This window comes from Niallia oryzisoli, assembly GCF_043641075.1.
In the GTDB taxonomy this organism is placed as follows: Bacteria; Bacillota; Bacilli; order Bacillales; family Cytobacillaceae; genus Bacillus_BD; species Bacillus_BD oryzisoli_A.
Genome location: NZ_JBHZRC010000004.1, coordinates 105591 through 117271, shown reverse-complemented (window position 1 = coordinate 117271; position 11681 = coordinate 105591). Strand labels below are relative to the sequence as shown.

The window sequence follows — 11681 nt, the reverse complement described above, 5'->3', positions numbered from 1 at the left end:
ATGTTTAGACAATATGGATGTATAGTCATTCTATCTTTTCATCAAAACTCAAGAATTCGCCGTACCGTTGTGACATACGTTTGACTAACGGTCAGCTCAGGACTGTTAGGGATTTTTAGTTTCATAATTAAATTAGAGGAAACATCACGAAACAGCTGTTGTATAAATGAGATATTTACGATGTAGGATCGATGAATACGAAGGAATGAGCTTGGTAGCCTTTGTTCGAGAACTCTCAATGTTTGAATGGTACTGTACTGTCCGTCCTTCGTATAAAACCAAGTTTTCTTTTGATTACTTTCAATATAAGCGATTTGATCAATAGGAATGGGATTCCATATTTCACCCTGTTTTCCAGTGATAAAAGAATAGGATGGCTGTTTATTGTTTAATGCATACAAGGGTGGAAGTATGACTGTCAATGCACCTATAAATCCATTTTCTTCTTCTATAGGATAGCCAATTCCGTAATAGGGGATGCCAAATACGGATTCGTTTACCAGTGATTCGATTCGACTTTTTTGTTTAAAAACGCGTTCAGAAATGCTGCCTGATGGAATTGGTTGTCCAGGACGAATTCGGATGTCATGAATGCCGGACTGATAATCTAGATACTGATTCTTATCTGCAAAGGCAATAGAGGCTTCTGGTGGAACCCAATCTTTAATGAATTTATAAATATTTATATCACTCATTTTGCAGAATTTTCTCCCTTTTTGTAATATTAATTAAATTATAACGTAATCCCACTTTCATATCCATATAATTCCTTTCATCAAGAAATAAAACGTTTTATCCAAATTTTCAGACAAATTAAAATACGTGTTATATAATCAAAAACAAGTAAGGCATGTATTGTATATCAGGTTTTTTCTTAATGAATTGAGTAACAGCAAGTTAAGAAAAATGAAAATGAAAGTAGGGGTTATATGGTAAAAGCAAAGGGTTTAGAGGGAGTCGTGGCAACCACATCTTCTGTGAGCTCCATTATTGATGATGTCCTAACCTATAGAGGCTACAATGTTGATGATCTTACAGATTATGCAGAATTTGAAGAAGTAATCTATCTTCTTTGGTTTAATAAACTTCCTACCTCTCAGCAGCTGGCTGAATTTAAACGTGAATTAATTGAAAACGCTTACCTACCAAATGAAGTGCTAGATATAATTGAAAAACTTTCTCGAGAAAACACCCATCCAATGTCAATCTTAATGAACTGCGTTTCGGCACTTGCCGTATACGATAAAGAAGCAAATCAAATGACAGAAGAGGCTAATTATCGTAAGGCGCTGCGCCTACAAGGGAAATTAGCTTCGATTGTGGCGGCTTTTTCTCGAATCAGTGAAGGCAAGCAGCCGCTTATGCCAAAAGAAAATTTAAGTTTTGCAGCCAACTTTTTATATATGATGAATGGTGAAATTCCTGATGAAATCTCTGAGAAGGCCTTTAACAAAGCGCTTATTCTTCACGCTGATCATGAATTAAACGCATCTACCTTTACCGCCCGTGTTTGTGTTGCCACTTTATCAGATATGTACTCAGGTGTTACAGCTGCACTTGGTGCGTTAAAAGGACCTCTTCATGGCGGGGCAAATGAGCGTGTGATGAAAATGCTGGCTGAAATTAGTGACATTACACAGGTTGACACATACTTACATACCGCCTTTGAAAATAAAGAAAAAATAATGGGCTTTGGTCATCGTGTCTATAAAACCGGAGACCCGCGTGCCAAACATTTAAGGGAAATGTCAAAACAATTAACTAAGGTTACAGGTGAAGAAAAGTGGTATTATATGTCACTTGCTATCGAGAAGATTGTCACAAAGGAAAAAGGGCTGCTTCCAAATGTCGACTTCTATTCAGCATCTGTATATCACAGCTTAGGAATTCAGCATGATTTATTTACACCAATTTTTGCGATCAGCCGTGTTTCCGGCTGGATTGCCCATATTCTTGAACAGTACGAGAACAACCGTTTAATTCGTCCTCGTGCAGAATATGTAGGGCTTAAAAATCAAACCTATATACCTGTTCAAGAACGTGATGAATCAATGGATGTTATTGCCTAAGATCATTTTGTTAGCAAGTTAAATTTATTGTAAGGGGTAGAAAACGATGAGTGAAAAAAAGATTTCGATTGCAGATCCAGGTCCATTAGGACTAGCGGCTTTTGCCTTAACAACCTTTGTTTTAAGCTGTAAAAATGCAGGTTTTCTTCCAGCCTCTGTTGGAGATGTATTTTTAACATTAGGATTATTCTATGGAGGTTTGGCGCAGCTGTTGGCAGGAATGTGGGAATTTAAAAAGGATAATACATTTGGTGCGACTGCATTTACTTCCTACGGTGCTTTCTGGATTTCCTTATCTTCTATGATTTATTTTGAATTAACAGGTGTATTACACTTCGGTGAAGACATGAATATTGCTTTAGGGATATTTTTAGTTGCTTGGACAATCTTCACTTTCTATATGTGGATTGGAACTTTCCGAATTAATCCAGCATTAAATCTTGTTTTTACATTATTATTTATTACCTTTATCTTATTAGATTTAACAGAGTTTAGAATCATTTCCGGTCCAATGGCAGGATACTTTGGATTAGCAACAGCATTTGCTGCCTGGTATGCTTCCGCTGCAGGCATTTTAAATCCGTTATTTGAAAAAGACATTCTTCCAATTGGAACATTCAAAAAGAAACAAATCGAACGTTTTGGAAAAAGTGCTTAATAAGCAAGGGGGCGGTTCTTCTGCTTCCAAAATCTTAGTAATTTACATGATTAAATCATATTAAATTGATACTGCCATGCTCACTCTACCAAATTGAAAATGGTTCTATCAGTTAACAGGTAAAATAAATGGCCTTTGATATATGCGTACAATAAGTGATTCTTTTGAATTGCCATGTACGTATATACCAAAGGCCATTTAACCACTATCATAAATTAAATAATAAAAGGAGAGATTATCTGTGAATTTATTATTGATGGGACTTCCAGGAGCAGGTAAAGGAACACAAGCTGAACAATTAATTAAAAAGTATGATATTCCTCATATATCTACAGGAGATATGTTTCGTGCAGCCATAAAGGATGGCACACAACTTGGCAAGAGGGCAAAGGAATATATGGACGCTGGTGAACTCGTGCCGGATGAAGTGACAATTGGTGTTGTTCGCGAACGTTTAAGCAAGGATGATTGCTCAAAAGGCTTTCTACTAGATGGTTTCCCGAGAACAACTGCTCAAGCTGAGGCGCTTGAACAAATATTGGCAGATCTGGGAAGAAGCATTAACCATGTATTATATATCAATGTTGACCAAAGTGAGCTAATGGCTAGATTAACCGGCCGTCGTATTTGTCGTGACTGCGGTTCAACCTACCATATGATCTATAACCCAACGAAGGTTGATGGGGAATGTGATAAATGCAACGGGGAGCTTTACCAGCGTGCTGATGATAATGAAGAGACAGTCGGCACACGATTAAAAGTCAATATTGACCAGCAGCAGCCGCTTCTTGATTTCTATCAAGAAAAAGGGACGTTGCGTAATGTGGAGGGCAATCAAAAGATTGACGTAGTGTTTAAAGAAATAGAAGATATCCTTATTGTACCTACATTAATATAATAATTCAGATAGAATTCAGAAGGTATTCAATCTTTTGAATTCTATCTTTTTTTTGCTTGAAATTGGAATGAGCAAAGTGGATGGTGAAAATAATCAAAAAGTGGATGGTTAACTATATATGCATATACTTTATACTAGATTAGTACACCTTAATCTTCCCTAAACAATGTATATATAGAGGTGAAAAATGAAGGTTCTATATGCTCTGTTAATAATTGTTTTAATAATAGCTATTGTTTCGACACTGATAATCGCAGGAAAAGGTGACGATAATTATAGCAGCTCGACAAAAAGAAATTTCTCAAATTTAACTATTATTTATGTAATCATTATTCTCTTCGGGTTAATTTCTCTTGGAGTATACATCAGGTTTTTCTCATAAAACAACAAATAGGATGATTTAATAACCTAATATTGTCATAATGAAAATAGGTCATGCTTTATGTGATAAAAAGACATGGCATATATTATCATAAGGACTGTAAATATGAATTGGAAACCAGATCGAAGGGCAAAAAAGGCAATCTATAAACAACTTGCAGAATATATTGAAAATGGGATAACTGATGGCACATTTCCACCTGATAAACCATTACCGTCTGAAAGATACCTAGCAAAGGAACTGGAAATAAACCGAAGCACAGTGGTTGCAGCATATAACGAGTTAGTATCGAATGGACTTATTCAAAGAAACAGAGGAAGCGGAACAACCATTAATAAGGATATATGGGGAATAACAAAAAAACGTATTCCGAGTTGGAATCGATATATTGAGGCTGGTTCTTTTTTGCCTAATTTACCTGTTACACAAAGGATACGAAAAGAAGCAGTTGAACAGAAATTGATTAATCTAGCAAGCGGGGAATTGTCAGAGGATCTATTTCCTATGAAATATTTAAGAGAAATTACTTCGACTAGATCCTTTATCGGGAGCTTAGGCTATGACCATCCACAGGGTAATGAAATATTAAGAAATACCATTACCAAGCATGTTAGGCAATTTAGGAAAATTGATTCATCACCTTCCTCCATACTTATTACTTCAGGTGCACAACAAGCGTTACATTTAGTCGTTCAATGCTTGTTAAAGCCGGGAGATGCTGTTGCAATAGAAGACCCGTCCTATAATTATAATCTACCCATATTTAAATCTGCCGGACTTAAACCATATTTGTTATCAGTAGGTAAGAGTGGAATAAATTCAAATGAAATACTTTCATTGTATAAAAAACATCGAATTAGAATGATATTTTTAAATTCGGCTTATCAAAATCCTACAGGTTCTGTACTTAATGAACATCAGCGGAAGGAAATTTTGGAAATATCATCTGAGTATGGGATACCTGTCGTAGAGGATGATCCATATAGTTTAACCTCCTATACAGGGGAACCCGTTCCCACACTTAAGTCGATGGATGCCCATGGAAATGTATTATATATCAGCTCATTGTCTAAGATTGTTGCGTCTGGATTAAGAATTGGCTGGATTATTGGACCGAGGCCTGTAATAGAACGTTTATCCGATGCGAAACAACAAATTGACTTCGGGCACGCGAGCTTTACGCAATGGATTGCCAATGATTTTTTAGAATCGGAAAATTTTCATTCCCATATGAAAAGATTAATAAAAGAGTTGGAAAAACGAAGGGATCAGATTGTCACTAGTCTTAGGTTTTATTTGAACAATCAAGTTGAGTTTGATATTCCTCAGGGAGGAATCCATATATGGTGTAAGCTTAATAAAAATGTTGATGAAACAAAACTGTTGGAAGAATCTATAAAAAGAGGCGTTATTTATGTTCCCGGTTCAACGCTAGGATCAAAGAAGGGGTTTGTTCGGTTTACTTTTGCAAGAGAAGATGAAATAACCATAAATGAAGGAATAAAAAGGTTCTCTGAAGCATTTTATTCCTTATAAATTTTGAAGGATAAAGGTTTCAGTAATATAATATTTTGGAGGTACCAACTAATGCCAAATTGGTTACATAATACTCTTTACATCCTTTTACAAATAGTTAGTATGGGATGTATTTCAAGTGGACTTGAATGGAAAACGAATAAAAAAGCTAACTAATTGAATTTGATATGCCTCTTCATTAAAATGGATGATAATAATATTTTGATAGAGCAATAAAAGCTGAGAAAAGCCGGTATTTCCTGTTCAAAGGAAATATCGGCTTTTTCTATTCATTTTAAATAAACCATTTCCCTTTCACCAAGGATACGAGAGAGAATTTTGCTGGAATAAAAGTACGTCTAACAAAAAATTTTTTTGTTCTCGTATCTAGCATGAAACAAGGGATTGTGAAAACAAAGAATAAAAAGTGTTTACACGCAATTCAAAAAATTGTTGAAAGATAGATATAACCTTGTTACAATAAAAATCACAAATGAAAGGTTATTTTTTTTGCGCTAATAGGGACAATATTTGTCCTTATGGGACAAATATTGTCCCTCGTTTACATTCTTTTTGTGACTAAGTCAGTATCCATTTAGAGGAGGAATTTCGATGACAAAAAACGTATTAACGGTATCACCTTATAAGTACTATGTGAACGGAGAGTGGAAGGAGAGTCAATCAGGGCAAACGATTGACATTTTATCACCTTACCTTCATGAAGTCATTGGAAAAGTACAAGCCATTACGAAAAAAGAAGTAGATGAGGCCATTCGTTTCGCACATGAATCACAACAGAAATGGGCTGAAGCTTCCCTGCAGCAACGTGCGGCGTATTTATATAAATGGGCAGATGAATTAGTCAACATGCAAGAAGAAATGGCCGAAATTATTATGAAAGAAGTGGGGAAAGGCCGAAAAGATGCACAAAAAGAAGTGGTGCGTACTGCCGATTTCATTCGTTATACAATTGAAGAAGCGTTACATATGCATGGGGAAAGCATGAGGGGTGACAGCTTTCCTGGTGGAGTGGCATCCAAATTGGCGATCACTCAACGTGTCCCACTAGGTGTTGTATTAGCAGTTGCACCGTTTAACTATCCAGTCAACTTGGCAGCTGCAAAAGTGGCACCAGCATTAATGGCGGGAAATGCGGTTATTTTTAAACCTGCAACACAAGGCTCCATAAGCGGAGTGAAAATGATTGAGGCCCTTGATAAAGCTGGATTGCCGAAAGGTCTTGTCAATTTGGTGACAGGACGTGGTTCTGTGATTGGTGATTATCTAGTTGAACATGAAGGGATTAACATGATTTCGTTTACGGGCGGTACAAATACTGGTGTTCGCTTGGCTGAAAGAGCCAAGATGATCCCGCTTGTTCTTGAGCTTGGCGGTAAAGATCCTGGCATTGTGTGCGATGATGCAGATTTACATGAAACTGCGTCACAAATTATCAGCGGAGCATTCTCATACTCTGGTCAACGCTGTACAGCGATTAAGCGGGTATTAGTTCATGAAAATGTAGCGGATGAGCTTGTTTCGCTGCTGAAAGCAGAAGTAGAGCGTTTATCTGTTGGTTCTCCAGAACAAGAAAGTACGATTGTTCCATTGATTGATGATGCATCAGCCGACTTTGTACAAGGGTTAGTTGACGATGCCGTTCAAAAAGGCGCAACTGTTGTAACAGGTAATAAACGTGATCGAAACTTAATTTATCCAACCCTTCTTGATCATGTGACAGGAAATATGAATGTAGCGTGGGAAGAGCCATTTGGACCTGTCTTGCCAATTATTCGTGTTAGAACGGACGATGAAGCAGTGCAAATAGCAAACAAATCAGAATTCGGTCTACAGGCAAGCGTCTTTACTAAAGATATCAATCGTGCATTTGCGATTGCGAATAAAATCGACACAGGTTCTGTGCAAATCAACGGACGTACAGAGCGCGGTCCCGATCACTTCCCGTTTATTGGTGTGAAGAAGTCAGGAATGGGAGCGCAGGGAATCCGTAAAAGCCTTGAATCAATGACAAGGGAAAAGGTAACAGTTTTAAACCTAGCCTAGTTTAATGAAAAAGCAATGGTGCTGTCCCAGCTTTGACTAGTTGGGACAGCAATTAAAAATAGAGAGCGAAAGGACTTGAATAAAAGTGACAGAAAAAACCTTTACAATTACAGCAGAATCAGGGCTTCATGCACGTCCGGCCACTGTATTAGTAGGTTTGGCAAGCCAGTTTGATTCTACTATTCATCTTGAATATAAAGAGAGAACCGTTGATTTAAAATCGATTATGGGCGTCATGTCTTTAGGGATTGGCCAAGGTGCTGAAATTAAAGTCAGCGCAGAGGGTGAAGATGAGCAGGATGCACTGACGGCATTACAAGATATATTACATAAAGAGGGGTTGGGACAATAATGACTTTTCTAAAAGGAATTGCTGCGTCAAGTGGAATTGCAATGGCTAAAGCCTATCGATTAGTTGAACCAGTTCTTTCGTTTGAAAAGAAAGCAATTGAGGACGCTGCTCAGGAGTTGGAACGATTTCATGCTGCAGTAACAACATCTAAAACAGAGCTCGAGACGATTCGCGAAAAGGCGAAGGTGGAGCTTGGTGAAGAAGAGGCAGCCATATTTGATGCACACTTGCTAGTACTAAGTGATCCAGAACTCATTACTCCAATTGAGGATAAAGTAAAAACAGAAAAGGTAAACGCAGAACATGCCCTGAAGGAAGTTGCAGACATGTTTGTTATGCTGTTTGAACAGATGGACAATGATTATATGAAAGAGCGTGCTGCGGATATACGCGATGTGACGAAACGTGTCCTTTCACATTTACTTGGTGTGCAAATAGTAAATCCAAGCATGATATCGGAGGAAGCTATTATTGTGGCGGAGGATTTAACCCCTTCTGATACAGCACAATTAAACCGTCAATTTGTTAAAGGTTTTACAACCAATATCGGCGGCCGTACCTCTCATTCCGCCATTATGGCTCGTTCAATGGAAATTCCCGCTGTTGTTGGAACGAAAACGGCAACAGTGGATATTCAACATGGTGATTTTATCATCGTTGATGGCTTAAAGGGCGAAGTTCATATAAATCCTACATTAGAACTCATTGCTCAATATGAACAGGAACAAATTCGTTATGAAGAACAAAAGGCAGAATGGGCAAAGCTTTTACATGAAAAAACGGTTTCGGCTGATGGTCACCACGTAGAATTAGCTGCTAACATTGGAACACCTAATGATTTAGAAGGGGTTATCGGCAATGGTGGTGAGGGCATTGGTTTATACCGAACAGAATTTTTGTATATGGGCCGTAACGAACTCCCAACAGAAGATGAGCAGTTTGAATCCTATAAAGCCGTTCTTGAAGGGATGAATGGAAAGCCTGTTGTCGTAAGAACATTGGATATTGGCGGAGATAAAGAGCTGCCATATTTAGATTTACCAAAAGAAATGAATCCTTTCCTTGGATTCCGTGCGATTCGTCTCTGCCTTGAAGAGCAGGAACTATTCCGTACACAATTGCGTGCATTATTACGGGCTAGTACGTATGGGAATTTAAAAATAATGTTTCCAATGATTGCTAATTTAGATGAATTCCGTGCAGCAAAGGCTATTTTAATAGAAGAAAAGCAAAAGCTAGTGAGTGAAGGAATCCTTGTTTCAGAGAATATTGAACTTGGGATTATGGTCGAAATTCCTTCAACAGCCGTCATGGCGGATCAATTTGCAAAAGAAGTGGATTTCTTTAGTATTGGAACAAATGACTTAATTCAATATACGATGGCTGCAGATCGTATGAATGAACGGGTATCTTATCTTTATCAGCCATACAGCCCAGCCATTTTACGGTTGGTGAAAATGGTGATCGATGCTGCACATAAGGAAGGGAAATGGGCCGGTATGTGCGGGGAAATGGCAGGAGACGAAACGGCGATCCCATTATTGCTAGGCTTAGGTCTTGATGAGTTTTCGATGAGTGCGACATCGATCCTTAAAGCGCGTTCGCAAATTCTCCGCTTTTCTAAAAAGGAAATGGAAGAATTAGCTGAAAAAGCCTTGCAAATGAGTACAACAGCTGAAGTTGTTGAGTTAGTAAAAGTAAGAACAGAAGAAGTTGTGAGCATTTAAGATAATACGTGTTTTTGGAGTGAAATGATGAAACGTATAGGTGTTTTAACAAGCGGAGGAGACGCACCTGGAATGAATGCTGCAGTTAGAGCAGTTGTTCGGAAAGCCATTTACCATGGTGTAGAAGTATATGGCATTTATGGCGGCTATTCAGGTTTAATGAATGGGAATATTGAAAAACTTGAGCTTGGATCTGTCGGCGATATCATTCATCGCGGCGGTACAATGCTTCGCTCAGCGAGATGTGAAGAGTTTAAAACAACAGACGGGCAATTAAAAGGTATAGAGCAGTTAAAGTCAGCTGGCATTGAAGGGTTAGTGGTGATTGGTGGAGATGGATCGTACCGAGGGGCAAAGGCACTAACGGAGCTTGGCTTCCCTTGTGTTGGTGTACCTGGAACGATTGACAACGATATTCCCGGAACACAATATACCATTGGCTTCGACACCGCTTTAAATACAGTTATTGAAGCGGTTGATAGAATTAGAGATACAGCGCAATCCCATGAGCGCGCCTTTGTGATTGAAGTGATGGGACGTAATGCGGGTGATATTGCACTATGGTCCGGGCTTGCAGGCGGAGCTGAAACAATCCTCATTCCTGAAGATAACTATGACATGGAAAATATTTGTCGAAGGTTATTACAAGCACAAGAGCGTGGCAAGAAGCATAGTATTATCATCGTTGCTGAAGGTGTTGCAAGCGGTGTTGAATTTGGAAAGAAAATAAAAGAGATGATCGATTTTGATACTCGTGTTTCGATATTAGGACATATTCAGCGCGGCGGTTCCCCTACCGTCTTTGATCGTGTACTGGCAAGTCGTCTTGGTGCACGTGCAGTAGAGCTTTTGATCAAAGGCCGGGGTGGAAGAGCTGTTGGAATGAAAAACAATCAAGTGATAGATAATGATATTGCAGCTATTTTAGGAGAAACTCATACAGTAGATATGAATCTATTAACATTGTCAAAAGAGCTTTCTATCTAAATAGTTATGGAAGACAGATTCCGATATTTGTCTTCCATATAGAAAATCAAAAGTTAAATACATATTTTTAGGAGGAAGTATTATGGGATTAGTTTCAATGAAAGAAATGTTAAACACTGCATTAAAGGAAGGGTATGCGGTTGGTCAATTTAACATCAATAATCTTGAATGGACACAAGCTATTTTATCCGCTGCAGAGGAAGAAAAATCACCAGTCATTCTTGGCGTTTCTGAAGGAGCAGCTCGTTATATGGGCGGGTTTTCTGTTGTTACCGCAATGGTAAAAGCACTTCTGAATGAAATGAAAATCACAGTTCCAGTGGCAATCCATTTGGATCACGGTTCAAGCTTTGAAAAATGTAAGGCTGCCATTGATGCTGGCTTTACTTCTGTTATGATTGATGCTTCTCATCATCCATTTGAAGAAAATATAAAAATTACAAAACAAGTAGTTGAGTATGCACATGAACGTGGTATTTCCGTTGAGGCAGAATTAGGAACCGTTGGCGGACAGGAAGACGATGTCATTGCAGAGGGTGTTATTTATGCAGATCCAAAGGAATGTGAGCAATTAGTGAAGCTAACTGGAATTGATTGTCTAGCTCCAGCATTAGGTTCTGTTCACGGTCCTTATAAAGGGGAGCCAAACTTAGGTTTTCAGGAGATGGAAGAGATTTGTCAAACAATCGGACTGCCTTTAGTTTTACATGGTGGTACGGGAATACCGACAGATCAAATCAAAAAATCCATTTCATTAGGGACAGCAAAAATTAATGTAAATACAGAAAATCAAATAGAATTTACTAAAACAGTGCGTGAGGTATTAAATGGAGATTCAGACGTTTACGATCCACGTAAAGTAATCGGACCAGGTCGTGAAGCGATTAAAGCAACGGTGATTGGCAAAATCCGTGAATTTGGTTCTGCTGGAAGAGCAGTTTAATTAAAGAGCAGCCTTGATGGCTGCTCGAGTTAATCTTCCACATATTGTCTTATAATAAAAAAAGCACTTTCCATTGAAAGTGCTTT

General features: G+C 38.2%; 10 protein-coding genes. 9 read left to right on the top strand and 1 reads right to left on the bottom strand.

The window, feature by feature from the left end:
* Positions 1 to 41: 41 nt before the first annotated feature.
* Positions 42 to 695: a LytR/AlgR family response regulator transcription factor gene (locus tag ACHUFV_RS14470; protein ID WP_394235302.1), complete on the bottom strand. Its 654-nt coding sequence runs from the start codon at positions 693 to 695 to the stop codon at positions 42 to 44.
* Positions 696 to 929: 234 nt separating this feature from the next.
* On the opposite strand from ACHUFV_RS14470, the gene citZ reads away from it, so the two are divergent.
* From citZ to ACHUFV_RS14425, 9 genes are all read left to right on the top strand, one after another.
* Complete coding sequence (gene citZ, locus ACHUFV_RS14465; protein WP_394235301.1) at positions 930 to 2069, top strand: citrate synthase; 1140 nt, start codon at positions 930 to 932, stop codon at positions 2067 to 2069.
* 46 nt (positions 2070 to 2115) lie between these two features.
* Entirely contained in the window at positions 2116 to 2727 is a 612-nt protein-coding gene (locus ACHUFV_RS14460; protein ID WP_394235299.1) for an acetate uptake transporter, read from the top strand.
* Between the two features lie 241 nt (positions 2728 to 2968).
* Positions 2969 to 3625: an adenylate kinase gene (locus tag ACHUFV_RS14455; protein WP_394235297.1), complete on the top strand. Its 657-nt coding sequence runs from the start codon at positions 2969 to 2971 to the stop codon at positions 3623 to 3625.
* A 487-nt stretch (positions 3626 to 4112) separates the two neighbouring features.
* Complete coding sequence (gene pdxR / locus ACHUFV_RS14450; protein ID WP_394235295.1) at positions 4113 to 5543, top strand: MocR-like pyridoxine biosynthesis transcription factor PdxR; 1431 nt, start codon at positions 4113 to 4115, stop codon at positions 5541 to 5543.
* Between the two features lie 591 nt (positions 5544 to 6134).
* Entirely contained in the window at positions 6135 to 7586 is a 1452-nt protein-coding gene (locus ACHUFV_RS14445) for an NADP-dependent glyceraldehyde-3-phosphate dehydrogenase (RefSeq protein WP_394235293.1), read from the top strand.
* Between the two features lie 85 nt (positions 7587 to 7671).
* A complete protein-coding gene (locus tag ACHUFV_RS14440; RefSeq protein ID WP_394235291.1) occupies positions 7672 to 7938 on the top strand; it encodes a phosphocarrier protein HPr in 267 nt (88 codons plus the stop codon).
* Positions 7938 to 9665, top strand: a complete 1728-nt coding sequence (gene ptsP, locus ACHUFV_RS14435) for a phosphoenolpyruvate--protein phosphotransferase (protein ID WP_394235289.1) — start codon at positions 7938 to 7940, stop codon at positions 9663 to 9665. Before ACHUFV_RS14440 ends, ptsP begins: the two co-directional genes overlap by 1 nt.
* 27 nt (positions 9666 to 9692) lie before the next feature.
* Positions 9693 to 10652: a 6-phosphofructokinase gene (pfkA, locus tag ACHUFV_RS14430; protein ID WP_394235287.1), complete on the top strand. Its 960-nt coding sequence runs from the start codon at positions 9693 to 9695 to the stop codon at positions 10650 to 10652.
* A gap of 82 nt (positions 10653 to 10734) precedes the next feature.
* Positions 10735 to 11595, top strand: a complete 861-nt coding sequence (locus ACHUFV_RS14425) for a class II fructose-bisphosphate aldolase (RefSeq protein WP_394235285.1) — start codon at positions 10735 to 10737, stop codon at positions 11593 to 11595.
* Positions 11596 to 11681: the final 86 nt, after the last annotated feature.